Source organism: Mucilaginibacter sp. P5_A6 (genome assembly GCF_056400585.1).
Window position 1 is genome coordinate 17,300 of sequence record NZ_JBFUKZ010000013.1, and the last position, 26,400, is coordinate 43,699.

Genomic DNA, 26,400 nt, shown 5'->3' on the forward strand with positions numbered 1-26,400 from the left:
CTTTATAGTTTAATGATTAATAAAAATTCAGTGCAAAGAAAAATAAATTCTGTCAATAATCAAATCTAAAACTTTTACAATATAATTCGATAACAAAATTTTATTCGAACGGTTTCGATTTGTATTTTTGACGGTGTAAAAGTAATGATTTTGAACAGGAAATTTTTAAAGTTTGAGATCGATTTTGATTTTGTACTGATTGCGGTAACAACTTCATTAAAAGATTACCGTGCATGTTATCTTATCAATAAGTTTTTAAATTTTAATTTTATTAAAACGGAGGATCTGGCTGTTGATATTCATCAGGGAAGCGAGCCTGTTTTATTTTCAAAATACCATTATAGCTGGGAAACTACCGAAACTGATTTTTATTTTATTGCGAATAAAGGCTCTGAGGGCTATTTAGTGCCCGAAATTAAGAGTGCCGATTATTTTTTAATGATCAGGAATTATATTGATGATAATGACCTTGACAACCTGATATCAACCTTAAATAAAATCCCTGAAATTGTTGCCGCCGTAAAGATTGATCCGAAAAAAATAAAATCACGGGAAAATCTGTTATTTTAGCGCAAAATTTTAAAAGTGTTGGTATTACACCTAATGTGAATACGTAGCCAGTTTAAACAGAACAATATGAAATTATATTATAATCGTACTAAGATTGTTGCCACCATGGGCCCGGCATCAGCTAAAAAAGAAGTTTTATTAGCCATGATAAAAGCCGGAGTAAACGTTTGTCGCCTTAATTTTTCGCACGGACGCCCGGAAGACCACAAAGCTGTTATTGATACCATACGAGAGATTAACGAAGAATATAAAACCAATGTTGGCATATTGGCCGATTTACAAGGCCCCAAAATTCGTATTGGTTTGGTAAAAGATGGCGGTATTCACTTAGTTAACGGAACACATATTAAAATTACTACCCAGGAATGTATTGGTAATGATGAGCAGATCTACATTACTTATGATACCTTCCCGCAGGATGTACAGGCAGACGAAATTATTTTGCTTGATGATGGCAAGTTGCAGTTAAGGGTTCTTGAAACCAACAGACTGGATACAGTTATATGCGAAGTTGTACACGGCGGTATTTTAACATCACGTAAAGGCGTTAACCTGCCAAACACCAAAGTATCTATCCCAAGCTTAACCGAAGAAGATTTGATCAACCTGCAGTTTGCATTAAAATATGATGTGGAATGGATAGGCTTATCGTTTGTGCGCACCGGCCAGGATATTATTGAACTAAAACAGATTATTGCCCAAAGCGGGAAAGCCGCAAGGGTTATAGCCAAGGTTGAAAAACCCGAAGCCATTGATAATATAGATGAAATTATTGCCGCAACAGATGGTGTAATGGTAGCCCGTGGCGATCTTGGAGTTGAAATGCCTTTGGAAGAAGTTCCATTGCTTCAAAAAATGATTGCCCGTAAATGCCGTGCAGCCTCAAAACCGGTAATTGTTGCAACCCAGATGCTGGAGTCAATGATAACTACCCCCCGCCCTACGCGTGCCGAGGTTAACGATGTAGCCAACTCTGTACTGGATGGAGCTGATGCAGTGATGCTAAGCGGTGAAACATCTGTTGGCGAGTTCCCGGTGATAGTTATTGAAACAATGGCCAAAATTGTGCGTAACGTTGAAGAATTGGGTTATAACTTTAATTCATCTAAAGAAGTAAATTCTGATCCTGCCTCACCTGATTACCTGAGCAATACGGTTTGCGAGTCGGCAGTGCATCTTGCACAAAATAGTAACGCGGTAGGTATTGTATCTATGACAACTTCCGGGTACACCGCATTCCAGATCTCGAGTCACAGGCCCAAAGCAAGTACTTACATATTTACCGCCAACAAGCAATTGTTAAACGCGCTTAGCCTGGTGTGGGGTGTTCGGTCTTTCTATTATGATAAGCTGGAAAGTACTGATAATACTATAAGCGATGTAAACAACATTCTTAAAGCGGCAGAACTGATTAAAATAGGCGATGTGGTAATAAACACGGCTGCAGTGCCTATTATTAAACAAGGTAAAACCAATATGCTTAAAGTGAGCGTTATTGAATAATTAATAAGCTTTTAGCTTAATATAAAAAGCGGGTTATGCTAAGGCATGATCCGCTTTTTTGCTCTTTTCAAAAGCAACAGTTAGCCCGGCACCTGGTTACCTGCCAAACTCCTGCACCCAAATAGTATTATATCTTGCTGCTCCAAAATCTACGTATATGCTATCCATCATGGCTTTGCAATGATCTTCGCTTTTTTTCCAGGCATCCATCACCTGCTTTACGTTGTTGTAGCCGGTGCCAATATTCTCGCCTGTATACGTACCCGTGTAGCCTGCCTCAATAGCCCTTTGTATGGGCGATGATCCGCTGGGTGATATGTGGTTAAAATAATTATTAACAAACATATCCTTTGCGTGTGCAGCAGCGGCGGCTTCCAGATTATTGTTCCATTTAACCGGAGGGACGGGCGACATATAAACAGTACCACAGGTGCAGCCTGTGCTTCTTAGTTCATTAACAGCTGCCAGCATTTCGGCATGTACATCGTCAATAGCTATGTTGTCTTTTTTGCAGCTACCCAAAGCAAGGCAAAGCAAAATGTAAAATGCAATGTTTTTTTTTGCAGGCATACTTCTACCAGTAGTTAAAAATCAAAATTGTAAGATGTTTTGCCCTTGTTTAAAAGAACATATTTACTTGGAGAAATTTTGAAGTAGCTGCTAAAGGAGGATGAAAAGTAGGCGCATGAACTAAACCCTACCTGGTAAGCAATTTCAGAAATATTATGATCGGTGCTGATTAGCAAACCGGCGGCTTTCCTGAGGCGTGTAACGCGAATAAATTCCTTAACGGACAGGCCGGTTATTGCTTTTATTTTACGATAAGTTTGAGCCCGGCTCATGCCAATTGCTCTTGCAAAATCGTCGGCTTCAAAGGCCGTATTGCTAATGTTTTGTTCAATAACCTCATATGTTGTTTTTAAAAGCACTTCATCATTATCTTTTAGTCCGGATTTGTTTTGCAGCGCGTAATGCTCATTTGTAAATTTATTTAATAATATCTTTCTTGTTTTTATCAGGTTACTAACCCGGGCTTTTAAAATGTTAAAACTAAAAGGCTTTACCATGTAATCATCTGCCCCGTTCTCCAGTCCGTTAATTAAACCTTCATCATGATCACCGAACCCGGTTATTAATACAATAGGTATGTGAGATGTACGCAGGTCTTCCTTTAACAGCTTGCACAGATTAACGCCGTTAATCCCGGGCAACTGTATATCACTTATTATTACATCTGGTATGTTCCTGATGGTTTTTTCGAACCCGATTACACCATTTTGTGAATCAATAGTACGGTAATCATTCTTAAATTCATCTTTTATTACCATTCGCATATCATAGTTGTCTTCAATAATATGCACCAGGGGTTTTACCTCGTTGCAAGGTGTATTCCCACAAGGATCGTAACGCAATTGTGTCCGCGTGTTAATTTGATGAAACATAAATAGGTTTTACAAAGCAGAACGCTTTTATATTTTATAAAGCTAATCATAATTTTTTATAGGTATTACAGCAGCTTTCGTGAAATTTATTATTTAAATGGCCGTTGGCTTGCTATGATATGCAGAACTTTAGGGATAAAATAAAGTTTTACCTGCTTGGCATAGTTGCATCAATGAGGGTAAAAAAAAGGCAAAAAAAACAGCGATAGAGTTTACTCATCGCTGTTTTTAATATAATTAAGCTTAGTCCTTATTCGTTTTCAATAGCCGAAAACACTTCAAGCAGAATATTCCATTTTTTTGATTGATCAATTTCCCATATGCGCACATAGTTGTAGTTACTCACTACATTGCCTTTTGTAATGCGTGCATGGCCATAGCTGTAGGCCAGGTCATTGCTTGTAGAACGACCCGCGTCAATGGTTTCGGCAGATATGCTGATGGCCTGGTTATTTATAAATTTCATGATCACATCTGGTCCGGTCATTGGTTCAAACCCAGGGAAATAGTAACGGCCTTCGGGACTCAAAAACTCTTTATAACTGGCCAATGCCGATAGCGTTAGCGAGTGATTGAATATTTTATCGGTATTTACTATAACACTTTTTGCTGTGAAGGGATCTTTGCTCGGCTCAGATTTTGAGGAGGCATCAGGGTCTTTAAAATCAGTAATGGCCTTTTCTTCCGGTTCGGGGTGTTGTATCCCAAGGTCAATTAATAGTTTTAATTTATTATTATCATCAACATCGGCACGCCAGATGGAAACATAATCACCATAAACCTTATCGTCATCAGTTTTCCCATTTTGGTAAATATATGGCCCGGCTGTAAACGCAAGATCGCCATTGGCAGATATGCGGGCAAATTTTGGAAGCCAACTCAGTTTGCCGGGCTGCTTATCAATGCTATTATAAAAATCGACGATTTTCACAGCATCCGGTTTAAATACAATACCGTCGGAAGCGGCAACTGCCAAAAAACCATCCTTTATTCCTTTACGCTCAACTAATTTATTAAAGTCTTCTTCGGCAGTAACAACCTTACTTACTTTAACCGGTGACGACTGCGCTAAAGCAAAAAAGCTATAGCTCATAAATGTGGCGGCTAATAATATTTTCTTCATGTTTTAATAAGATTTTGGTAGGGCAATTTAGTAATAAATTTTAAGTCGGTAATGCAATGTAAATTGCCGCAAAATATGAATAGTTTTATACTATTACCTGTTTTTGTGTTTAATATGAAACGAAAACGATTATATTTAATTGTGGCCGGATGAGTTTAATAAAATAAAATTCGTGTTCATCATGTTGATTTGTTGTGTAGTTTTACAGGTGTTTAGCCACGTAAAGCAGCCGGTTGTTGCCCGTTGAAGTATACAAGCCAATAATATGCATAATGTTTTGTTTAAAAAATGCGATATGCTATTAGCGTATAAAATTACCTTATTATGAAGATATCCCTTTTTAGTTTTTGTGTAGCAGGCTTGTTGGTGAATTGTTTTTTTGCAAATGCACAAACGCAGATGTTAAACGATAACCAGGGCAAGCCCGTTATGGAACAACTTTATATTGATGTTGAAGGTAGCCCATACCTCGCCGCAAACTGGTTTCCGGGTACCGTTAGCCTGGTTAGCGGCAAAACTATGCTGGCAAAACTCAAATATGACCTGATAAAGGATGAACTTTTATTTCAAAGCCCCAGGGATTCATTGGCCCTGGCCTTTGTTGAGCCTGTTAAAAGTTTCCGGTTTGATACGTTTGGAATACCGGAAAGCAATCTTTTGCCTTTAATATTCAGTAATGGCTACCCGGCTGTTGATGAGCAAACACCAGCATCATTTTACCAGGTAATTGCTGATGGTAAGGTCAAAGTGTTAAAACGTTACAAAAAGGTGATTCACTCAGACCAGGTTTTTAACTCAGCAACAGTAACAAAAACTTTTGCGTTAAAGGATGCTGTTTATTACTTGTTAAAGGATAATAAACTTGCTAAGTTTAAGCCAGTGCAAAAAAATGTAATGGCTGCCTTAAGTGATAAAGGGGAGAATGTTCGGGCGTTTATTATAAGTAATAAAATTGATTTCAAAAGTGATAGAGACCTGGCTCGGCTGTTTAATTATTACAACTCTTTGTAGGTAGCGTTAGGGGTTAAGAAAATATTCCTTTTGTTCCTTGCTTCACTATGTCGCAAACAGCAATCAAAAGTAGAGGCGAAGACAAATATTTATCCTCGCCTCTTAATCCCTTGGTTCTATGTATCAGCTTTTGCTCCAGAGTGTGCCATCTTTACTATCCTTTAGCTGAAATCCAACTTTTGATAACCCCTCGCGGATCTTGTCGCTTGTGGCATAGTCTTTACTGGCTTTAGCTTCATTCCTGAGTTCAACTATCAGGTTCAATACCTTTGGCAGATCATCGTTATCGGCCTGCTCATCCTTTAAGCCCAATACATCCAATACAAAGGTGTGCATGAGGTTTTTTAGCAGCTGCAGGTTTGCTTCATTTATCTTCATTTTACCATCATTTACCGAATTGATGATCCGCGATGCCTCAAATAGTTCGGCAATTAATACCGGGCTATTAAAATCATCATTCATGGCCGCGTAGCAGCGTTGCAATAGCGGTTCAATTTCAATTTCGGTACCGGCAGATACCTTTAAGCCATTTAGCAGGGCATAGGCATTCATCAAGCGCCTGAAACCTTTTTCAGAGGCCTCCATAGCCTCATTTCCAAAATCAAGCGTGCTGCGATAATGAGCCTGCAGCATAAAAAACCTAACGGTCATGGGGCTATAGCCTTTATTCAGGATAGAGTTTTCGCCGCTAAAAAGTTCATGCGGTAAAAAACTATTGCCTAATGATTTTGACATTTTTTGGCCGTTAACGGTAAGCATATTGGTATGCACCCAGTAATTGGCCGGGTTTTTACCACAGCAGGCTACGTGCTGAGCTATCTCGTTGGTATGGTGAGTGGGTACAAGGTCAAGGCCGCCCCCATGGATATCAAACTGATCTCCTAAATATTTCTGGCTCATGGCCGAGCATTCTAAATGCCAGCCCGGGAAGCCTACACCCCATGGCGAAGGCCACTTCATCAGGTGCTCGGGTTTGGCTTTTATCCACAGGGCAAAATCAAGCTTGCCATGTTTTTCCTGTTGACCGCCCAGTGTACGGGTGTTGTTCATCAGATCTTCTAAATTGCGGCCGCTTAATACACCATAATCCCTGGTTTTGTTATACTTTTCAACGTCGAAATAAACTGAGCCATCCACCTCGTAGGCATATCCTTTTTCAAGTATCACCTTTACCATCTCAATCTGCTCAACAATATGGCCGGTAGCTGTTGGCTCAATACTTGGCGGCAGTGTATTGAGTATCTGCATTACTTCATGAAAACCTACTGTGTACTTTTGTACAATTTCCATAGGCTCCAGTTGGGCAAGTTTTGCCTTTTTTGATATTTTATCTTCTCCTTCGTCTCCGGCATCCCCCTCCAAGTGGCCGGCATCGGTTACATTACGCACATAACGTACCTTGTAGCCCAGGTGATTGAGGTAACGGAACATCAGATCGAAAGATATATAGGTACGGCAGTTACCCAAATGTACATCGCTGTATACAGTGGGACCACACACGTACATGCCCACATGTGGGGCATTAAGTGCTTTAAATTCTTCTTTTTTGCGGGATAAAGTGTTGTAAACAAACAAATTTTGTTTCATGAGGGCAAACTTACGATTTTTTCAATTTTAAGCTAATGTCGGCCATCTGAATATTAAAGCTTACAACTATATGATAGTTGCCGAAAAAGAGAATTACCGGTGCAGCAAATGCGTAAAAGTATACTGAGGCTGATAGCCGATGCACGGTTTGGGCTAATCGCAAACATAAACCCGGTCGATGCTTTTTTGCATACTTTTACTAATTCAATATTAAATCGCTACGAAGCGGAAAATGGTCTGATAATTTTTTTTCTATGATCTGGTATGATGCCACATCAAATTGTGGGCTTACCATAATATAATCTATCTGGTAGTTAGGAAAATCGCCATTATAGGTGCGCCCAAAACCCGATCCCTTTTCGCGGAAAGCATTTTTGAGCCCTTTTGCCATTTGGTTTACAGCGAAGGATGTGGGCGTATCATTAAAATCGCCGGATATAATGTAGGGGTAAGGGCACAGTGCGGCATGGGCTTTAACTTTAAAAACCTGCTCACTGCGTTTTATAAATGCTATTTTTAATTTACCACCCAGCCTTCTGGTTGATTGCATATCCGTTTTTCCTTTTTTTGATACACTATCCAGGTATTTATAATCCGAGGGGTTAAATTTTATGGATTGCAAATGAACACTGTAAACTCTGAAAATCTTTTCGCCTTTTTTTACATCGATATATAAACATTGGTTTGATGAGGTTTTATCGTTAGACAAGCGGATCATTCCCTTAGCTATTATAGGGAATTTTGAAAAAATGGCCATGCCAATGCTTTCCTGGTTACTAATAGTGAACGGCTCAAAATAAAAGTTGTTAACCCCTAAAATTTTAACAATAGAATCGCGCATATCATATTGGCCCTTGTTGCGGGTAAAAAACTCCTGGAAGCCGATAACATCAGGCTGCTGACTGGTAATGAGGGCTAATATTTCATGCTTGGTAGAGGCATCGTTTTTTGCCCCATATCGTTTAAAATTATGAACATTATAGGTCATGATACGCACAGCATTAGACCCGGGCACAGGCGTATAGGATGAGCCGGAATGGAAGCCAATATTGTTGTTTAGTGTACCCCAGCCAATTAGTATAGTTGCCAGCGAAAATGCTAACTGCAAGCGCCTGCGCAGCAGCCAGTAAACCATAAGGATAACATTAAGTAACAGCAGAGGTGGATAGGCCAACCCGAAAAAGGCAATTATCCAGATTTTTTGAGGGTTGACGTATGGCGCAAAATAGCTGATAACTAAAGCAAAACAAAGAAGCAGGTTTATCCATAAAATAACTTTATCAATAAAACTTAACCTGCTTTTTTTATTTTTCATTCTTGCTTGCGCGAGCTAAAGTTTCTTTCTCCTGTCTGCTCAGGCTATCAACACCCGATTGTGAAATTTTATCTAATATACGGTCAATTTCGTCCTGACGGGGATACTCTATGCTGTTTTTTCCGGTAATATTATGTACTACCTTTAATTTTGACTTTGATTTGAATAAACTGGCTATCCATGTAATCCAATCATGCCCCTTTTGAAGCTGTTTAACGTAGATGAACCCAAACAATGCCCCGCCCAGGTGAGCTATTTCGCCGCCCGCGTTTGGACCAACGGTGCCCAAAAAGTCAATCACCAGGATAACGAATACCAGCCATTTTAATTTTACCGGGCCAATAAACATTAATGATATAGCGTAGTTAGGTAATAAAGTAGCTGTAGCTACAACAATGGCCATAACGCTGGCCGATGCACCAACTATTGTACTGCCTACGGCCGCATGTATATTGGTAAACGCTGGTAAAAAATTTAAGCATAGTAGATAGGCCAAGGCGCCGGCCAGGCCCCCCATAATATATAACCCTATAGTACGTTTGTTGCCCAGGTACTCTTCAAATATTTGGCCCATCCAATATAGCCACAACATATTAAACAGGATATGCAATATGCCGGCATGCATGAACATGTAGGTTAAGGGTGTCCAAAAATGGGTTAATAGTTTTGGGAAATAGGCAGGAAGCAGCAGGTATTCATTACTGTAAAAAAGTATTAGGCTATTACCAAATCCCGCAAAAAGCTGCTCAACAACAGCTGTTGCATATACAGCCAGGAAAACAATTACATTGATGCCAATGAGCAGGTTGAGCTTATTGCCCGACCGCAGCATTTTATAGTGGAGATTTTGCCAAAGGGTGCTCATAAAAATGTACCGTTATTTATTGATAACTCTTGTTGTTAATATAAATTGTTGGGTCGTTCCATTCGCCAAACTTTTAATATAATATAGCCAAATAATGCCCCACCAAGGTGCGCGAAATGAGCAACAGAGTCCCCTGCAAACTGCCCAAACCCGCTAAATAATTCTATTAGTATATAGCCTGTAACCAAATATTTGGCTTTAACCGGTACGGGAATAAATAGTATCATCATTTCCACATTGGGGAATAGGAACCCAAAGGCAAGTAATAGTCCAAATATTGAGCCAGATGCACCTAAAGTTGCCCCAGTGTATATTTCTTTTAACTTGTTAAAACCCTCCATGTTAACATATGGCGAAAGATCGCCGTTGGCAATAGTAAAAGTGCCTATTACTCCGTGTACTTCAATGGCCTGTACCAGCATTTGTAAGGCCAAAGCACCAATACCTGTTATAAAATAGTATTGCAAAAAGCGCTTGGAACCCATGGTATACTCCAGGGTTGGGCCAAAAATGTACAAGGCAAACATATTGAAAAAAATATGTGAAATATTGAAATGCATAAACATGTAAGTAATAATTTGCCATGGATGAAATAAAGGCGAATTAAAATAAAACGCCGATAGTAATGTAACCAGGTCTATTCCGAGTCTGGCAAATACAAACGTTCCTATAAAAAATAAAACATTAATGATCAACAGGTTTTTTACAACCGGCGTAATATTTGAAAATGGTGATTGACTGTATTGGTTCATAGTATAATTAAAGCCCCTGAGCTATTTTTCAAAGCGTTCCATTAATTCGGTCATTGTAAAGGTACTGATTACGGGCTTACCGTTCAATGCCTGGTTGGGCATTTGGCAGGCAAAAAGCTGGTCAATCAGCTGGTTCATTTCCTCTAATGATAATTTGGTTCCTGTTTTAATAGCAGCGTTGCGTGCTAATGACCTTGCCAGGTTATCCCGCTTATCTACTTTTAAAATGGCCAAATTGTTTTTAAAGCCTTCTAACAAATGCTCAAGCAGTTCATGCTCGTCTACATTGTTTAGTTCGGCGGGTACACCTTCAACAACCACCGTGTTTTTACCAAACTCGCGGATATCGAACCCAAGCGCTTTTATGTCGGGCAAAAGTTCCCTTAATAACTCAAAATCGCTTCCGTTTAATGTTACCGATTGCGGAAACAGGCTTTGCTGGCTCACCCCGGAGTGATTTTGCAATTGCTGTAAAAAACGCTCGTACAAAATGCGCTCATGTGCTGCCTGCTGCCCTATCAGCATAAAGCCCGATTTAATTTGTGAAAGGATGAACCTGTTATGGATCTGAAACAATTGCCGCTCGCTTGGCTTACTTACTTCCTGCTCATCAACTGCAATACTTTTTTCTTCGTGCATCTGTTGTTGCAGGCTGGTTTCCTTTTTGCTGATTTCGTACAGCGTATCCCAATTGCCTGGAATAGGGCTGCTCTTGTAATTGCCACTATCTCGTAAAAACGGGTRCTGCTCGCGGGATGTTTTTTTCTCGGCAGCAAAAGGGTTAAAATCAGGGTTGAAAGATATGGTAGGTGCAACTATCTCCTCAAATGGTTTTAGGGTGATGAGGTGCTCGATGCTGTTCTCCTGGTCAAAATCCAAACTGGGGGTAATATTGTATCTGCCCAAAGAACGTTTTACTGCTGAGCGGATAATGGCGTAAATGGCCTTTTCGTCCTGGTATTTAACCTCGGTTTTAGTAGGGTGTACATTAATATCAATTTTTGATGGATCAATATCGATGAACAACACGTAAAAAGGGTAACAATCATCAGGCAATAACTCCTCGAATGCTGTAAGCACGGCATGGTTTAGGTAAGCATCGCGGATAAAACGGTAGTTCACAAAAAAGAACTGCTCGCCCCTTGTTTTGCGCGCAAACTCGGGCTTGCCCACAAAACCGCGTAAATTGATGATGGTAGTATCCTCTTCAACCGGTACCAGTCTTTGGTTATAATTATTTCCGAATAAATGAACAATGCGTTGTTTAAGCGCGGCGCCCGGCAAATGATAAACTTCCTGCCCGTCATGATGCAGGGTAAAAAATATCTTAGGATTGGCTAAGGCTACCCGTTGAAATTCGTCGATGATATGGCGCATCTCTACCGGGTTGCTTTTTAAAAAGTTACGGCGGGCCGGGGTATTATAAAATAAGTTTTTTATAGAGATGGATGTACCGGTATCAGCAGAGCATGCTTCCTGGCTTATCACTTCTGATCCTTCAATAAAAATGCAAGTACCCAGCTCATCCTCGTGGCGGCGGGTTTTTAGTTCAACCTGGGCAATGGCGGCTATGGATGCCATCGCCTCGCCTCTGAAACCCATGGTGCGGATGGCGAACAAATCTTCGGCCTTACGTATTTTTGAGGTTGCATGGCGCTCAAAGCACATACGGGCATCGGTAATGCTCATGCCGCAGCCATCATCAATTACCTGTATCAATGATTTTCCGGCATCTTTTATAATGAGCTGTATTTTGCCGGCCCCGGCATCGATGGCGTTTTCAACTAATTCTTTTACCGCAGATGCAGGTCGTTGCACCACCTCGCCGGCGGCAATCTGGTTGGCAACGGCGTCTGGTAAAAGCTGTATAATATCTGACATTTAAAAAAATTCCCTTCAATTTCGTTTTCGATGCTAAATTAAATATTTGAAGGCATAACTTTATGATTTGATAATTGTATATGTATAGTATCGAGTAGTTAGTATCAAGTATCAAGATTTTGGTTCATGGAAAGCCTTAGCTTTGCAAAATAACTGAAATTTAATTTGGGCCCTGTAGCGTAGTGCAATTTGCTGCGTTTGAATTTTACTACTTGATACTAAAAGCTAAAATCTATGAAGAAATTATTGCCGGCGCTGCTACTTTTGGTCGCAGCCTGCAAACAAAAAGAGTACAATGCCGATCTTTTAATAAAAAATGCCGTTGTTTATACCGTCGACAGCGCCTTTACCACTGCTAATGCATTTGTGGTAAACCATGGTAAAATTGTAGCCGTTGGCAATGCCGATACACTGGAACAAAAATACCTGGCCCATGAGGTGATTGATGTTCAGGGGGCTGCCATTTACCCCGGTTTTATTGATGCACATGCCCACTTTTATGAATATGGCGTTGGCTTACAGGAAGTGAACCTTGATGGAACCAAAAGCTGGAACGAGGTTGTGGATTCGGTGGGAGCTTACTCCGCCCGTAACACCGATGGTTGGATCATTGGTCGTGGCTGGGATCAAAACGATTGGACAAAAAAACAATTTCCGGATAAAGCCAGGCTCGATAGCATGTTCCCGGTAAGGCCGGTGATACTTAGCCGTGTTGACGGGCATGCGATAATTGCCAACCAGGCAGCTTTAAATATTGCCGGGGTAAAACCCGGCCAAACCATTAATGGCGGCGAAATTGAAACCATCAATGGTAAACTTACGGGTATATTGGTTGATAATGCTATGGGTATTGTTACGCGCAAAATACCCGAACCAACCGCCCCTATTGTGGAGAACGCGTTGTTATCGGCACAGAAAAACTGTTTCGCGGTTGGACTGACAACGGTTGATGATTGTGGATTGCCCTATACCATGATCAGCACCATTGCCGATCTGCAGCATAAGGGATTATTAAAAATGCGTATGTACGTAATGCTTGCCGACAGGCAGGAGAATTACGACTATCTATTTAAACGGGGCGTGTTTAAAACCCCCGGCCTTAATGTAAGGGGATTTAAGGTTTATGCGGATGGCGCTTTGGGCTCAAGAGGCGCATGCCTGTTAAAACCTTATGCGGATAAAAAAAACTGGATCGGCTTTTTGTTGAGCAGCCAGACCCACTTCGGGGAGGTGGCCAAAAAGATTGCTGCAAAAGGTTTCCAGATGTCTACCCATGCTATTGGCGACTCGGCCAACCGGGTGATCCTGAAAATTTACGCCTCGGTTTTGAAAGGGAAAAATGACTTGAGGTGGAGGGTTGAACACGCGCAGGTAATAGCCCCCGAAGATGTTAAATACTTTGGCGATAATAACATTATCCCATCTGTACAGCCTACACATGCTACATCAGATATGTATTGGGCGGGTAAACGTTTAGGTGCCGAAAGGCTAAAATCTGCCTATGCTTACAAAACATTATTAAAGCAGAACGGCTGGATCCCTTTAGGAACAGATTTCCCGGTAGAGAATATTAACCCCATGTATACGTTTTATGCTGCGGTGGAGCGGAAGGATCTGAAGGGTTTCCCTGCGGGCGGCTTTCAGTCAGAGAATGCTTTAAGCAGGACAGAAGCTTTAAAAGGTATGACCATTTGGGCCGCTAAAGCCAATTTCGAAGAAAAGGAAAAGGGCAGTATCGAACCTGGTAAATATGCCGACTTTGTGATATTGGATAAGGATATCATGAAAGTAAGGGGAGCCGAACTGCCAACTGTTAAAGTGATTAAAACCTATATAAACGGAGTAAAAGTATATGATAAAAAATAAATGGGGTTGTGTTTCCTTAGTGTTGTTGGGGTTTGCATTATTTAATACGGCTTGTGCGCAAAACCCGCCCCTTACTGGTAAAAATTATGTTGCAGAGGAAAGATTGGTTCAAAATTCTACCGTTCTGCTCAACAATGCCCAATACATCATTCCACTGCAAAAACTGGAAGACCTTAAAATAGCCAGCGTTCATTTTACCAACCAATATGCTGCAACCTTTGATAGCCTGTTAAATAAATATACCAGGGTACAGGCTTTTGACGGTAACGGCTACACAGGGAATAAAACATTTAATGACCTGGCTGCCGATCTTAAATGGTACAATACCATTATACTACAGGTAAATGACGCCGATTTGAGCAACCAGCAGCTGATAGATTTTATCAACACCAATCAAAAAATAAAGAACGTAATAGTGGCCGCATTTGGCTATGGCCCAATGTTGACCAGGCTGAATAATGTTACTGTACCCGTGATATGGGCAGAGCGGGTAACATCTGTTTCGGCGTCCTATGCGGCCCAGGCAATATTTGGAGGAGTCCCCATTACCCAAAAGTTAACCAAAACATATTCGCCGGTTTATAGCAAGGGGATGGGATTTGTTTCCGATAAAATAAGGCTGCAATACAGCGTGCCCGAGGATGCCGGCATTAATTCTGATAATTTACTGGAGATTGACCGGATAGCGCGGGAGGCCATGACCCAGCGCGCTACACCTGGTTGCGTGGTGTTGGTTGCCAAAGATGGCAAGGTAATATTTAACAAAGCTTATGGTTACCATACCTATGAAAATGCCGTGCCCGATAAGCTGACGGATATATTCGACCTGGCATCCATGACCAAGGTTTCGGCTACTACGGTTGAAGCTATGCAACTGGTTGATCAGGGTAAATTAAGTATAGAAAGTACATTAGGCGATTATATTCCGCTTGCCCGCAGGAGTAATAAAAACAACATCAAGGTACGCGAGATCCTGCTGCACCAGGCAGGACTGATACCGGATATTCAGTCTTTTGAAAGGGTGCAGCCATCAGATCATAGTACCGATTCGTCAGCGGCTTATCCAACCAAAGTATCAGAGCATTACTTTTTGCGGAAAGACTACTATAAGGATGTTATGCTGCCTGAGATGCTAAACTCCCCAATAAAAACACCTGGGCAATATGTATATAGTGATGTAAGCATGCTGTTTATGCAGGAAGTGGTAGAAAGCATTACTTCCATCCCCGAAAATGTTTATGTGCAGCAGCAGTTTTACACACCCCTGGGAATGCAAACCGCGGGTTTTTTACCCTTGTACAGGTTCAGCCCGGGGCAGATAGTGCCTACTGAAAACGACCAGGAGTATCGTCAAAGCCTGCTGGATGGTTATGTGCATGACCCTACCGCGGCCCTTAAAGGCGGGGTGGCCGGGCATGCGGGTTTATTTGCCAGCGCCAATGACGTAGCCATACTGTACCAGATGCTGCTGAACAAGGGTGCCTATGGCGGAGTGCAATACTTTAAGCCCGAGGTGGTTGACCTGTTCACTTCAAAACAATCGCCGGTTAGCAGGCGGGGGTTGGGTTTTGACAGGTGGGACCCGATTGCCGACAGGCATTACCCTTCAAAACTGGCATCGCCGCAGGCCTATGGCCATACCGGTTTTACAGGCACCTGTGTTTGGGTTGATCCTAAGTACAACCTGGTTTATATATTCCTGAGTAACAGGGTACATCCAAACGTGAGCAGTAAATTGGGCAGCCTCAACATACGGCCAAGGATCCAGGATGTGGTTTATGAGGCGATAGGAAAGGGGATGTAGGGATTTCGATTTTTAATTTGGACCCCGGCAAGATCTTGTCAGCACCATGCAAAAAGGACGTGAAAAACATATCCTTATAAATACCCTCGGGGCTGCTTGTGAAGTTATTTCCATATCCGTTCATTCCCCTTTCCACTACCTTTAACGCCCATACCGGGAGAATAGTAAAAGATTGGATAAGTTTTGTAAAGCCACAGCTTATTATTATACACTTTTATACAACATTTATACAACAAGTTTACAGTTTTGTAATAGGTATTGACGGGTAAAGAGTTAAATTACATATTTGACAAGCTTTAGTTAATAGTGAGGGGGATTAGGTGCAGATCTAATTCCTCTCCTTATCCACTTTTATCCCCTCCAGAGCGAAGGCCAACAATTTCGCATAGACTCAACCCTTATTTCCTAATCTGAAATTGAACATTCCAATTCCAAAATGAAGGATTGTTTTGTACCTCCCGATGCTGCTCAGAGTAATATCTAAATCTGAATATCATAATTCCAAAATGAAGAATTTAATGATTACAACCTTTTAATAATATATCCGTACTAATACGGAAAGAAAGGCTGAGATGAAGAAGTGGATAGTCATAATTTGGTTAATGATCCTTCTTTCCGCGGTGGGTGTATTGTTTTGGTATAACGAATGGGTGTACCAATTACCCACTCCTGTACCTAAAAACTACAAAGCGGTTAGTCAGGGTAAGTTTATTAAATTAAGCGGGCCATTAAACAGTTACCATAGTAAACCTCTTTTTCTCCATTTCTTTAATCCGGAGTGCCCCTGCTCAAGATTTAATATTAAAACGTTCAGATCGCTGGTAAAGCAATATGGCAGCGAGGTAGATTTTGTAGTGATTGTGATGAGCAAAAAAACCTTTACTGTTGAAGCTATACAGGATAAATTTAATTTAAATATACCTGTTTTGTCCGATACGACTATAGCCACTACCTGCGGGGTTTATTCTACGCCGCAGGCGGTCCTGTTAGATGCACAGCACAAATTATATTACAGAGGAAATTATAACAGCAGCCGATATTGTACCGACGAAAAAACAAGTTACGCCAAAATAGCAATAAAAGGCCTGCTGCATGATAACGCTAAAATGCTTTTCGACCAGCTGGCATTACGGGCTTATGGCTGTCAGCTGCCGCATTGCACCAATTAATAAGTATTTAATTATGAACAACTATCCTGAGGCTGCTAATAACCCGGTTCATGATTTTCTTTTTGAAGTAAAAGAAAGATCAGATGGTTTAATGAATTACTTTCTGATAAGTTATTTTTTAGGAGGACTGGTATTTGCCTGGTACTATGATACCTGGCTGATAGCAATTGGGGTGGGCGGGCTTTCGCTACTTGCCTATTATTCTGTAAAAATAGCCTTGCCGGATTCCAGCCTGTACCAGTACGTATTAAGTGTGGTATTAGGTATTTTTATGGCCCAGTTTATTTACCAGATGCATGGGCTGTTTGAGATGCATTTTGTTGCTTTTATCAGCAGCGCCATACTTATTACCTACCAAAAGTGGCGACTGCAGATTCCCATTGTAATTGTAGTGGTTTTGCATCATGCAATCTTCAGTTACCTGCAGAACACCGGCTTTACCAAAATTTATTTCAGCCGGCTGGATTATTTTGATTTACAGACTTTTATTATCCATATTCTGCTGGCCGCTGTGATATTTTTTATTTGCGGATTGTGGGCATATCAACTCAAAAAATATAACGAAATACAGAAACGGAATGAAGAAGCCCTTGAAGATTCCAATCATCAATTAAGAAAATTTAACCTGGAGCTTGAAAAGGCCCGCAATGATGCCGACCAGGCCAACCAGGCTAAGAGCATATTCCTGGCTACCATGAGTCATGAAATTCGCACCCCTATGAACGGGGTGATAGGGATGTCGGCCCTGTTGGGAGAAACCCCCTTAACAGAAGAGCAGCGGATGTTTAACGAAACCATTAGTACCTGTGGTGAAACATTGATAAATGTGATTAATGACATTTTAGATTTTTCCAAAATCGAATCCGGTAAACTGGAGCTCGAAACAGATGATTTTGATTTGCGGAAATGCATCGAAGACGCGCTCGATATTTTTGGCACCAAAGCCGCCAAAACCGGACTAAACCTTGTTTATCAAATACGGGATAATGTACCCTTGCAAATTGTGGGAGATAATTTACGGTTAAGGCAAATTTTAACCAACCTGGTGGGCAACGCCATGAAGTTTACAGAGCGGGGCCAAGTTTGTTTATTTGTTCATTTGGAAAAAACGGGGTTAGATGGACAAATGGAATTAAGGTTTGATATACAGGATACCGGCATTGGTATACCGCAAGATAAATTAAACCGCTTGTTTAAAGCATTTTCGCAGGTGGATTCATCCACTACACGTAAGTATGGTGGCACGGGCTTAGGCCTGGCTATCTCCGAAAAACTGGTTGGTTTAATGGGCGGACAGATCAGCGTAATAAGTAAGCCTGGCCATGGGTCTACTTTTTCGTTTACGCTTAATACCCGTGCCGCAACACGGGTACAGATACCTTATACCCTGTATAGCATGGCCGAGCAGGAAGGTAAGACGATACTGGTGGTTGATGATAACGAGACCAACTTAACCATTTTGAAACACCAGTTTGAACATTGGAAGTTAAAGCCGCTATTAGCCGGCAGCGGCGAAGAGGCCCTGGCTATCTTATCAGCAAACGCGGATACCGACCTGGTTATTACCAATATGCAAATGCCCGGTATGGATGGGGCGATGCTGGCAGCGCGCATCCGCGAAAAATATCAGCACATTCCCATTATCCTGTTGAGCTCTATTGGCGAAGAATTTAAAAACGATTTGCGTAAACGTTTTGTTTCAATTTTAACCAAGCCGATTAAACAACATATATTAAGCAAACAGATTCTTAATGCATTACAGCATTACACTCCGCTGCAGGAGGAAACGTTTGTACATAATAAACTGTCGCCTGATTTTTGCGAACAGTTTCCGTTTACTATACTGATTGCAGAAGATAACCAAATGAATCAGCATGTGATTATGTATATTTTGCATAAAATGGGCTACCAACCCGACCTGGTTAAAAACGGGCAAGAGGCTGTTGAAGCTGCCAATCAAAAGGATTATAGCTTGATTTTGATGGATATGCAAATGCCGGTTATGGATGGGCTGGAGGCAACCCGGATTATTCGCCGGACAGTGGTAAAGCAGCCTGTTATTATTGCCCTGACGGCCAATGCGCTGGAGGGAGAAAAAGAAAGATGTTTGAAAGCGGGAATGGATGATTATATCAGTAAGCCTGTTAAACCGGAAGAGCTGATGAATAAGTTTGAAAAATGGTATGTAACCGCGAATTGAACGAAATGTGCGATGTGCAGGTAGGTGCTGTTGAGGGCTTCACCGTTTAGAAATTTAAATGTATATATAATTTTAGATGTACGGGAGCTTGACTCAATCTTACAGTGAATTGTAAAATTTTGCGAAACTGAAATGATGTTTCAGCATGGCGGCGAGCCGACTCACCCCGACATCGCTGCGCTTGTCACCCCTCTCTCCGCTTCGCGCATAGAGGGGATTTGAAAAATCAATAAAAATGTTTTAAACCCTCTTTCCAACGAAGTTGAAGAGAGGGTCGGCCAGCGAAGCGTAGCCGGGGTGAGTCGTTGCCAACCTGCAAAGCCGGTTGCCTGGTTTAAACCCGACACGTCATCACTGTTTTTTTCAGGTATTACCCTGTTAGCAATAACCCGTGAGAAGGGATGCTAAAAGACAATTGTCAATCTAAAAATCAAAAATTAACCTTAATTTTAAAGTAATAAAGCTGAACAGACGAAGCCCTCAACGAAGTTAATCCGAAATCAAAAATGCGCTACTACACCATCCCTCCACCCGATATGTTAAAACCTTATGTGAGGTTTTTTTGGGTGCTGGAGCATGAGCTTACAGCGGATGAGCCGGAATATGTTTACCGGTCTATAGCCGATGGCTGTACCGAGATGGTGTTTCATTACCGCGCCACCTTTGATGAGCTAACGGATAGGGGCCAGAATGCAGGTCCATCGGGTATTCAATTTCAATCAAGCAGGTACAGGAGGTTTGTAACCAGGCAGAGTTTTGGCATTTTTGGCGCCTATATTTATCCATTCGCTGTACCCCGCTTTTTCCGCATTCCCAGTAGTGATACCAGTAACCTTGCCCTGGATTATGATACATTTTTAGGCAGGCCCGGCCGCGAACTGGAGGAGCAGATGATGCTTGCCCGGGATAACTATCAACGGGTACGGATTTTAAGCGATTTTTTAACAGACAGGTTGCAACGCAACACCCCGAAAGACGACCGCGTAGTTACCGCTATAAGGCAGATAATCCATTCCAATCAAAACAAAACTGTTGCACAGCTGGCTGATGCATTTAACCTATCGGTAAGGCAGTTCGACAGGCGGTTTAAGGAATATGCCGGTTTTAGCCCCAAAACTTACCTGCGCCTGGTGCGCCTGCATGATGCTATACAACAATACAGCAGCAACAAATCATTAACACAAATAGCGCTCGACTGCGGATACTATGATCAATCGCATTTTATACATGATGTAAAGGCTTTTACCGGCTATCATCCCGGCTTTTATTTTTCGGGGAAAGCGGAAGGGTTTATAAGTTTAAAGTGAAAATTAAAAAGGGGGCATCCTCAGCCTGTCGACATAACACTTGCAATAAATCCGAAAAGGCGAAGCTTTCTTTAATACCCCTCAAAAATAATGGTAACTATATATGAGTTGGGACAAAGGTTTTAGAGTAATAAAAAATCCATTTTTCTAAATGGATAGAATGTTATTTATCAGGTAAAGAGCCATCGTCTAATGATGGACTAATTTTATCAGTGTCAATTTTTTTTATATCGATATTTTTATACTTATCTATATTGGGGCTATCAACTAAAATATCTTGAATGGCCTTGCTCTTTGATAGGGATTTTATTTGCTCTATTGCCGCTTGTTTAAGCATCTGTATCCTATCATACTGGCTTATCTTATTTCTAATAAGTTCAGCATTCAACGGTTCTAAATTGGCTATTAATATTAATTGGTGCGTAGTCGCATAGTCTCGTATGTTATGAGATTTTTTCACAAGTTCAGGATTTTTTGCATTCCATTCCTTTGCCGTTGTATTGAATACTACCTTATTTAGTACCTCTGCTTCATTGGCATAAAGTATACCCATTTTTGCTGGTGGCAAGTTACTTAGAGGAACTAACACATCGAGTATCGCATCGGTTTGTATTCGCCAATTTGCCTTTGATAGAAATCTTCTAAAATCCCAAACCTGTTCTATTCCGCTTGCTTCTCGTTTTTTTAGATTTTTAAATTCTGTAATCAACAGCAATTTAAACTCCGGGCTTATATAAGTACCAAATTCAAAAGCTATATCTACATGAGCCCATGTCCCACTACCATACCTACCAGTTTTAGCGTAAACACCGGTTGCGTTAGTAGCTTCAACCCATTTTTTTATGGATAAAAAATAATTACCAGATCCAACGTTTTCTTTAATTCCCCGGAATTCCGGGGAATTAAAATTTGGGTTGTTATATTGCTCCCAAACACCTAAAAAGTCAACTGTGGTTTTACTATTTAACCATCTTTCTAAAAGTTTATTCCCATCTTCAATATTAGAAACCATTTCCGTTAAGCTAATATAATCCTCGTCGTTTTGATTGACTATGGTAATGGTTGTGCCGTTTATATTAATTTTACTCATTATTTTTTGTTTAGGTTATTTTCGTCTTTTTTAGTAGGAATTTTAGTATTCACTGCAATATTTATCATCTGTTCGAGCGTTCAGTCAAACTTTACTTTTTCTTCATATTTTTCAGCCCTGGGTTTAGGGCTTTTTTCTTTTTTATCCTTTGCCATATTTATTTTTTTGTTGGTTTATCGATTAGTTTAGCATATGTTAAACGTGTGTTACTAACGTTTTTAACCGCATCTTCAAAGCGTGTAACGTCTTTAATTTGGCGGGTGTTATACCTGTATCCAAATTCATCACAATAGCGGTGCAAGTGTTTAGGAGATACTTGATAATAGATACCATAAATACCCCTTTTTTGCTGGCTGAAGAAACACTCTATTGTGTTAGTGTGCATTGCACCCCTTACGTATTTTTTTGCACGTGGTTAAGTGTTTCGTGGTTATAAGAATGTTTCAGGCTACCATACATAGTTGAACTATCGGTTATGATTAATGACTGCTCGGTAACGTTTGATTGTATCAATGGTAACACATCTGCAAACTTCACGCTATTGGCTTTTAAAACCGCTGTACGTACATTTCTGCTTTCACGACCTACCAAAGCCACAACACTTGCTTTGCTGAAATATTGCCCACCTGTAGCCCTTAATTCTTTACGCTTTGCATTGCTTTTGTTTTTAGTAGCACCGCCAACATAAGTTTCATCGATCTCAACTGTGCCATCTAATTGCTCTTGATTGTTATTGTGAACATTCAGCATTTCACGAATACGGTGTAAAACAAACCATGCAGTTTTTTGAGTAATGTTTAAATCACGTGATAACTGTAAAGATGAAATACCTTTTTTTTGAGCAGTACATAAATACATTGCGGCAAACCATGTACGTAAAGAAATCTTTGTGTTTTCAAAGATAGTGCCGGTTGTAACAGTGAATTTTTTATGGCATTCTTTTGCTTTGCATTTGAAACCCCTGTTAGTTACATAAGCACCAACATTGCCACAGTGAGGACAAGCAGGAGTTTCACCCCAACGTGAAGCGGCCAAATAATTTACGCATGTTTCTTCCTCTTTGAAGAAATCTAACACTTGTAACAGGCTTTTGAATTGAGTTTGCATTGCTTTATCGTTTTGTTATACAAATATACATGTCCCAATATCTACCTAATTTATTTGAAAATAGTTTTGCATTTTTTTAAATAAAAAACGCTTAATCCTTGCAAAAATGATAGATTAAGCGTATATTAGTATGAATAAAAAAACAGGATGGACAGTACTTTGCCTGAACGCTTCTCTGTCCTAATCAATGCCCTCACAGCAAGTTTACCTGTCTTTTTATTAACATCGGTGCGTTGTAGTCCGTTACACTACTGCTAAGCTTGAAAGCGCCAACTTTCAATTTTTTAGACTAATGAGATCCGCTTCGCCCGCACTAACATTAACATCTTTTTTATTAGGATAGCGATTTCGCTATCCTTTTTTGTTTTACATTTAAATGCATTTCAATTTACAATATATATTTTTCCCTTAGTTTAAAAGTTGCAAATTGACCGTCTATTTTTGTTCTTTCAAATTCTCCATTTTCACCACATGCGCCATTTAAAGCCGGTGACAAAGAGCCCATTAGGTTTGATGAAGTATCCAATTCAGGATATTCAGCAATAACTCTCTTTAGTATTTCTGAACTGGTTAATGGTTCGTCGGAGTTTGATAAAATGTGTTTTATTTTCGCAATCCAGCCATTATCCTTTGACCTTGTTTTCTTAAAAGTAAAGTCAAATCGACCCTTTGAGCCATCCTCCGTTACTGTATACTGCTTAATAATAGCCTGTATATCAGATATTTTTTTCTTATATCCATCTATTTCATTTTGTAAGGCTGCTATTACCATTCTTTTTTGCTCATCCGATAAGCTTTGCATATCCTATTGCGTTTTGTTAATCAAATATAGCGCAATCCGATTGTAAAAACAATAGCGCAACAAATTAATTTTCAATAAAAAACAAAAAAGGCAGGTACCACGATGGTACCTGCCAAAATAAATTTTTCAAGGGCTAATTTAGGGGCTGTCCCAAGTGGTATATAGTTACCAAAATAATTGACAGTTAAAAATCGAAAATCCTAAATTAAAAGATGTCCGGTTTTTACAATTTTGCTTATACCCGGCGCCCTACATTTGTTTAAAAACAAACCGAAATGGAAACAGTAAAAAACCTCCCCGAAAATTACCAGCGTATTATGCCTTACCTTATTATAAAGGATGGGGCTAAATTTATTGAGTTTATGCAAAATGTTTTTGATGCCACCGAGCAGCATAAACACATGCGCGATGAAACAACCATTATGCATGCCGAGGTAAATATCAAGGGCAGCACCATTATGTTTGCCGATTGTACCGATACCTATGCCCAACAAAATGCCGGACTGTTTATTTACGTAGATAGCTGCGACGAAACCTACCAAAAAGCCCTTGATAACGGTGCCGAAAGTGTTATGCCACCAGCCGATCAGCCCTATGGTCGTAGCGCCGGGGTTAAAGACCCGTTTGGAAATACCTGGTGGGTTACTAATGTGCTGTAGTTGGCATAAATTAATTGAACAAAATATTTTTATGGAAATTAAGGCATAACTGCATCTTGTATTAAATTTAATTTTATGATGATGAAATTTAGCTACCCTATATTTAAAAAAGGGCTTGCATCTATACTGCTTTGCTTAAGTACTGTGCTTGCTATAGCGCAAACAGATACGGTTTACCGGCACTTACCGGATGCAAGGGAGCGAACCCCCTTGTATGTAATAAATAACCATATTATTGGCAGCGGCCTAAACATTAACCCTAATGATATTGAGGCCATCAGCGTTTTTAAGGGCACGGAAAATATTCCGCCGCAGTTCAGGAACCTTTCTAAAGATGGAATTTTATTCATAAACCTTAAAAAAGGAATTGAAATAAAAACGCGATCGTTTAAAGAAATTAAGGAATGGCTGGATATAAAGGAAGACGTTAGGTTTGCTGTAGATGGTTTTTATGTAGATGACATGAACCTGGTGGTAGCCACATCAGCCATTTGCCAGTTGGAAGTGATCAAAAAGCAGCAGCAAAACAAATCAGTCCCCGATGTGATCAACATCTGGACGCTTGAACCCGGTGCAAGAAAAGGTCCTGTGCCGGGAGCGCCGCATCCTACAGGTAAACCGGGCGAGATCTTTATCAGGTAAACAAACTACAATACCTGGTTAAACTCCAGTCGTTCGCCATCCGGCCCGGTGATGTTAAAATATTTGCAGCCGTTTTTCCAGAATTGAAGAAAAACCGGAGCCGGTTCTATCACATTAAAACCGGCTTCGGATATTATTTTAAAAGCCTCGTCGATATCGCTTACATCAAAAGCCACATGATCTATATGGCCGTTGCCGCGGGCTTTTATCCCGGCCAGGTCTGCTTGGGGTAGTTGGTACAGTTCCATGATCATATTGCCGCGCTGCATCATAACGCAGGTGCCGGTACCGCCCTTATCTTTAAATGGGGCCTCCATTACATTGCCGAAGCCGAGCCTGCTGTAAAATTGTTGCGAGGCGGATAGATCCGTTACCGGTATGCCTATGTGCTGTATGGCGTTGATGGTTAAATTAATAGCGTTATTCATAGTAGGTAGCATTTGCTGATAATTAGTTTATAGAAGTAACCTAACGAAGTTAAATGATTTTACACAGTGTTAACACATTTGCCATAAATTGCTGTTAAACTTGCATCGAAAATCAACTATAAATGAAGATCGGAATTGTTTGTTACCCAACCTTTGGCGGAAGCGGGGTTGTTGCTACTGAACTTGGTAAAGCCCTTGCAGATCGCGGTCACCAGGTACATTTTGTTACCTATAACCAGCCGGCAAGGTTAGATCTCTTTTCCGAAAACCTGTTTTACCACGAGGTATCGGTAAATAACTATCCCTTGTTTGATTTTCCACCCTATGAGCTGGCGCTGGCCAGCAGGCTGGTTGATGTGGTACGCTTTGAAAAGCTGGATGTGCTGCACGTACACTATGCTATTCCGCATGCTTCGGCGGCGTTTATGGCCAAGCAGATCCTCATGACTTACGGCATATATATCCCTGTAGTTACCACCCTGCACGGTACGGATATTACGCTGGTTGGTAAAGACCATACCTTTAAACCGGTGGTTACCTTCTCTATCAATAAATCCGACGGTGTAACCGCTGTATCCGAAAACCTGCGTGAAGACACCTATAAGTTTTTTGAGATCGAGAACGATATTAAGGTGATCCCTAACTTTATCGATCTGAACCGTTTCAGTCTTAAAGCCAAAGATCATTTCAAAAGAGCAATAGCGCCGTTCGGCGAAAAAATATTGGTACATACCTCCAACTTCCGCAAGGTAAAACGTACCGAGGATGTGGTGAAAATATTTGCCAAGGTTATTAAAACTATCCCATCAAAGCTCCTCATGGTAGGCGATGGACCGGAACGCTCTGGCTGCGAGCAATTGTGCCGCGACCTTGGTGTTACCGATAATGTACGCTTTTTGGGTAAACAGGATGCCATTGAAGAGATCCTGTCGGTAGCCGACCTGTTCCTGATGCCATCGCAATCAGAAAGTTTTGGTTTGGCAGCCTTAGAGGCTATGGCCTGCAAGGTACCCGTAATAAGCAGTAACGCCGGCGGTTTGCCCGAGCTGAATGTTGACGGTGAAACCGGTTTCCTGCGGGATGTGGGCGATGTAGAAGGTATGGGCGAAAGAGCGATCTATATCCTCGAAGATGAAGCCCGCCTGGAAACTTTTAAAGAAAACGCCCTTGCCCGCGCCAAACTGTTCGACCTGGCTACTATACTTCCGCTTTACGAAAACTACTACATGGAAGTGATTGAAAAATGTAAGGATAAGGTATAACCTCCCAAGGTATTA

The 26,400-nt window shown here is 40.8% G+C and carries 22 protein-coding genes and 1 pseudogene; 11 read left to right on the forward strand and 12 right to left on the reverse strand.

Features of this window, described 5'->3' with window-relative positions:
* The first annotated feature begins 144 nt into the window (after positions 1–144).
* Complete coding sequence (locus tag AC1DO4_RS15000) at positions 145–570, forward strand: IPExxxVDY family protein (protein WP_477417160.1); 426 nt, start codon at positions 145–147, stop codon at positions 568–570.
* Between the two features lie 66 nt (positions 571–636).
* Complete coding sequence (gene pyk, locus AC1DO4_RS15005; protein ID WP_477417162.1) at positions 637–2,073, forward strand: pyruvate kinase; 1,437 nt, start codon at positions 637–639, stop codon at positions 2,071–2,073.
* Positions 2,074–2,169: 96 nt separating this feature from the next.
* Here pyk and AC1DO4_RS15010 read toward each other — a convergent pair whose 3' ends face one another.
* The 3 genes from AC1DO4_RS15010 to AC1DO4_RS15020 form a co-directional block, all read right to left on the reverse strand.
* Positions 2,170–2,643 (reverse strand): CAP domain-containing protein, encoded by a 474-nt coding sequence (locus AC1DO4_RS15010; protein WP_477417163.1) that lies wholly within the window; start codon positions 2,641–2,643, stop codon positions 2,170–2,172.
* A 14-nt stretch (positions 2,644–2,657) separates the two neighbouring features.
* A complete protein-coding gene (locus AC1DO4_RS15015; RefSeq protein ID WP_477417165.1) occupies positions 2,658–3,515 on the reverse strand; it encodes a response regulator transcription factor in 858 nt (285 codons plus the stop codon).
* Between the two features lie 250 nt (positions 3,516–3,765).
* The gene (locus AC1DO4_RS15020; RefSeq protein WP_477417167.1) at positions 3,766–4,638 is read right to left on the reverse strand and encodes a hypothetical protein; all 873 of its coding nucleotides are present in this window, start codon (positions 4,636–4,638) and stop codon (positions 3,766–3,768) included.
* 324 nt (positions 4,639–4,962) lie between these two features.
* Here AC1DO4_RS15020 and AC1DO4_RS15025 point away from each other — a divergent pair, with 324 nt between their 5' ends.
* Positions 4,963–5,649 carry a hypothetical protein gene (locus AC1DO4_RS15025; protein WP_477417169.1) on the forward strand — a complete coding sequence of 229 codons (687 nt, stop codon included), beginning with the start codon at positions 4,963–4,965 and terminating at the stop codon, positions 5,647–5,649.
* A gap of 123 nt (positions 5,650–5,772) precedes the next feature.
* Here the strand turns inward: AC1DO4_RS15025 and cysS are convergent, their stop codons facing one another.
* The 5 genes from cysS to mutL all read right to left on the reverse strand — a co-directional run bounded on the left by cysS (position 5,773) and on the right by mutL (position 12,049).
* On the reverse strand, positions 5,773–7,236 hold the full coding sequence (cysS, locus tag AC1DO4_RS15030) for a cysteine--tRNA ligase (protein ID WP_477417171.1): 1,464 nt from the start codon (positions 7,234–7,236) through the stop codon (positions 5,773–5,775).
* Positions 7,237–7,435: 199 nt separating this feature from the next.
* A complete protein-coding gene (locus tag AC1DO4_RS15035) occupies positions 7,436–8,551 on the reverse strand; it encodes an endonuclease/exonuclease/phosphatase family protein (RefSeq protein ID WP_477417173.1) in 1,116 nt (371 codons plus the stop codon).
* Complete coding sequence (locus AC1DO4_RS15040; protein WP_477417175.1) at positions 8,541–9,416, reverse strand: rhomboid family intramembrane serine protease; 876 nt, start codon at positions 9,414–9,416, stop codon at positions 8,541–8,543. Before AC1DO4_RS15040 ends, AC1DO4_RS15035 begins: the two co-directional genes overlap by 11 nt.
* Before the next feature lie 35 nt (positions 9,417–9,451).
* Positions 9,452–10,168 (reverse strand): rhomboid family intramembrane serine protease, encoded by a 717-nt coding sequence (locus AC1DO4_RS15045; RefSeq protein WP_477417178.1) that lies wholly within the window; start codon positions 10,166–10,168, stop codon positions 9,452–9,454.
* A 21-nt stretch (positions 10,169–10,189) separates the two neighbouring features.
* On the reverse strand, positions 10,190–12,049 hold the full coding sequence (mutL, locus tag AC1DO4_RS15050) for a DNA mismatch repair endonuclease MutL (protein WP_477417180.1): 1,860 nt from the start codon (positions 12,047–12,049) through the stop codon (positions 10,190–10,192).
* 234 nt (positions 12,050–12,283) lie between these two features.
* Between mutL and AC1DO4_RS15055 the strand changes: the two genes are divergently transcribed.
* From AC1DO4_RS15055 to AC1DO4_RS15075, 5 genes are all read left to right on the forward strand, one after another.
* Positions 12,284–13,915: an amidohydrolase gene (locus tag AC1DO4_RS15055; protein ID WP_477417182.1), complete on the forward strand. Its 1,632-nt coding sequence runs from the start codon at positions 12,284–12,286 to the stop codon at positions 13,913–13,915.
* Complete coding sequence (locus AC1DO4_RS15060; protein ID WP_477417184.1) at positions 13,902–15,719, forward strand: serine hydrolase domain-containing protein; 1,818 nt, start codon at positions 13,902–13,904, stop codon at positions 15,717–15,719. Before AC1DO4_RS15055 ends, AC1DO4_RS15060 begins: the two co-directional genes overlap by 14 nt.
* Positions 15,720–16,321: 602 nt before the next feature.
* A complete protein-coding gene (locus AC1DO4_RS15065) occupies positions 16,322–16,888 on the forward strand; it encodes a peroxiredoxin family protein (protein WP_477417186.1) in 567 nt (188 codons plus the stop codon).
* Positions 16,889–16,901: 13 nt separating this feature from the next.
* Positions 16,902–19,088 (forward strand): response regulator, encoded by a 2,187-nt coding sequence (locus tag AC1DO4_RS15070; RefSeq protein WP_477417188.1) that lies wholly within the window; start codon positions 16,902–16,904, stop codon positions 19,086–19,088.
* Between the two features lie 506 nt (positions 19,089–19,594).
* Positions 19,595–20,395 (forward strand): helix-turn-helix domain-containing protein, encoded by an 801-nt coding sequence (locus AC1DO4_RS15075; protein WP_477417190.1) that lies wholly within the window; start codon positions 19,595–19,597, stop codon positions 20,393–20,395.
* Positions 20,396–20,558: 163 nt separating this feature from the next.
* On the opposite strand, the gene AC1DO4_RS15080 is transcribed toward AC1DO4_RS15075, so the two are convergent.
* The 3 genes and pseudogenes from AC1DO4_RS15080 to AC1DO4_RS15090 all read right to left on the reverse strand — a co-directional run bounded on the left by AC1DO4_RS15080 (position 20,559) and on the right by AC1DO4_RS15090 (position 23,394).
* On the reverse strand, positions 20,559–21,485 hold the full coding sequence (locus AC1DO4_RS15080) for a KilA-N domain-containing protein (protein WP_477417192.1): 927 nt from the start codon (positions 21,483–21,485) through the stop codon (positions 20,559–20,561).
* A gap of 157 nt (positions 21,486–21,642) precedes the next feature.
* A pseudogene (locus AC1DO4_RS15085) lies at positions 21,643–22,592 on the reverse strand (IS1595 family transposase).
* 388 nt (positions 22,593–22,980) lie between these two features.
* Positions 22,981–23,394, reverse strand: coding sequence for a hypothetical protein (locus AC1DO4_RS15090; RefSeq protein WP_477417195.1), 414 nt, complete (start codon positions 23,392–23,394; stop codon positions 22,981–22,983).
* Positions 23,395–23,669: 275 nt separating this feature from the next.
* On the opposite strand from AC1DO4_RS15090, the gene AC1DO4_RS15095 reads away from it, so the two are divergent.
* Both AC1DO4_RS15095 and AC1DO4_RS15100 read left to right on the forward strand, forming a co-directional pair.
* A complete protein-coding gene (locus tag AC1DO4_RS15095; protein ID WP_477417197.1) occupies positions 23,670–24,053 on the forward strand; it encodes a VOC family protein in 384 nt (127 codons plus the stop codon).
* Positions 24,054–24,128: 75 nt separating this feature from the next.
* Complete coding sequence (locus tag AC1DO4_RS15100) at positions 24,129–24,695, forward strand: hypothetical protein (RefSeq protein WP_477417199.1); 567 nt, start codon at positions 24,129–24,131, stop codon at positions 24,693–24,695.
* A gap of 5 nt (positions 24,696–24,700) precedes the next feature.
* Here the strand turns inward: AC1DO4_RS15100 and AC1DO4_RS15105 are convergent, their stop codons facing one another.
* Positions 24,701–25,123, reverse strand: a complete 423-nt coding sequence (locus AC1DO4_RS15105; protein ID WP_477417201.1) for a VOC family protein — start codon at positions 25,121–25,123, stop codon at positions 24,701–24,703.
* Positions 25,124–25,245: 122 nt separating this feature from the next.
* Between AC1DO4_RS15105 and bshA the strand changes: the two genes are divergently transcribed.
* The gene (bshA, locus tag AC1DO4_RS15110) at positions 25,246–26,385 is read left to right on the forward strand and encodes an N-acetyl-alpha-D-glucosaminyl L-malate synthase BshA (RefSeq protein WP_477417203.1); all 1,140 of its coding nucleotides are present in this window, start codon (positions 25,246–25,248) and stop codon (positions 26,383–26,385) included.
* Positions 26,386–26,400 lie beyond the last annotated feature (15 nt).

Excerpts from the sequence above, each read along its gene's own strand:
- AC1DO4_RS15100 (WP_477417199.1), top strand. The coding sequence starts at position 24,129 with ATGATGATGAAATTTAGCTACCCTATATTTAAAAAAGGGCTTGCATCT.
- AC1DO4_RS15075 (WP_477417190.1), top strand. The coding sequence starts at position 19,595 with ATGCGCTACTACACCATCCCTCCACCCGATATGTTAAAACCTTATGTG.
- AC1DO4_RS15035 (WP_477417173.1), bottom strand. The coding sequence starts at position 8,551 with ATGAAAAATAAAAAAAGCAGGTTAAGTTTTATTGATAAAGTTATTTTA.
- AC1DO4_RS15065 (WP_477417186.1), top strand. The coding sequence starts at position 16,322 with ATGATCCTTCTTTCCGCGGTGGGTGTATTGTTTTGGTATAACGAATGG.
- AC1DO4_RS15025 (WP_477417169.1), top strand. The coding sequence starts at position 4,963 with ATGAAGATATCCCTTTTTAGTTTTTGTGTAGCAGGCTTGTTGGTGAAT.
- AC1DO4_RS15010 (WP_477417163.1), bottom strand. The coding sequence starts at position 2,643 with ATGCCTGCAAAAAAAAACATTGCATTTTACATTTTGCTTTGCCTTGCT.
- AC1DO4_RS15090 (WP_477417195.1), bottom strand. The coding sequence starts at position 23,394 with ATGCAAAGCTTATCGGATGAGCAAAAAAGAATGGTAATAGCAGCCTTA.
- AC1DO4_RS15040 (WP_477417175.1), bottom strand. The coding sequence starts at position 9,416 with ATGAGCACCCTTTGGCAAAATCTCCACTATAAAATGCTGCGGTCGGGC.
- bshA (WP_477417203.1), top strand. The coding sequence starts at position 25,246 with ATGAAGATCGGAATTGTTTGTTACCCAACCTTTGGCGGAAGCGGGGTT.
- pyk (WP_477417162.1), top strand. The coding sequence starts at position 637 with ATGAAATTATATTATAATCGTACTAAGATTGTTGCCACCATGGGCCCG.
- AC1DO4_RS15070 (WP_477417188.1), top strand. The coding sequence starts at position 16,902 with ATGAACAACTATCCTGAGGCTGCTAATAACCCGGTTCATGATTTTCTT.
- AC1DO4_RS15015 (WP_477417165.1), bottom strand. The coding sequence starts at position 3,515 with ATGTTTCATCAAATTAACACGCGGACACAATTGCGTTACGATCCTTGT.
- AC1DO4_RS15080 (WP_477417192.1), bottom strand. The coding sequence starts at position 21,485 with ATGAGTAAAATTAATATAAACGGCACAACCATTACCATAGTCAATCAA.
- AC1DO4_RS15000 (WP_477417160.1), top strand. The coding sequence starts at position 145 with ATGATTTTGAACAGGAAATTTTTAAAGTTTGAGATCGATTTTGATTTT.
- AC1DO4_RS15055 (WP_477417182.1), top strand. The coding sequence starts at position 12,284 with ATGAAGAAATTATTGCCGGCGCTGCTACTTTTGGTCGCAGCCTGCAAA.
- cysS (WP_477417171.1), bottom strand. The coding sequence starts at position 7,236 with ATGAAACAAAATTTGTTTGTTTACAACACTTTATCCCGCAAAAAAGAA.
- AC1DO4_RS15105 (WP_477417201.1), bottom strand. The coding sequence starts at position 25,123 with ATGAATAACGCTATTAATTTAACCATCAACGCCATACAGCACATAGGC.
- AC1DO4_RS15095 (WP_477417197.1), top strand. The coding sequence starts at position 23,670 with ATGGAAACAGTAAAAAACCTCCCCGAAAATTACCAGCGTATTATGCCT.
- AC1DO4_RS15060 (WP_477417184.1), top strand. The coding sequence starts at position 13,902 with ATGATAAAAAATAAATGGGGTTGTGTTTCCTTAGTGTTGTTGGGGTTT.
- AC1DO4_RS15045 (WP_477417178.1), bottom strand. The coding sequence starts at position 10,168 with ATGAACCAATACAGTCAATCACCATTTTCAAATATTACGCCGGTTGTA.
- AC1DO4_RS15020 (WP_477417167.1), bottom strand. The coding sequence starts at position 4,638 with ATGAAGAAAATATTATTAGCCGCCACATTTATGAGCTATAGCTTTTTT.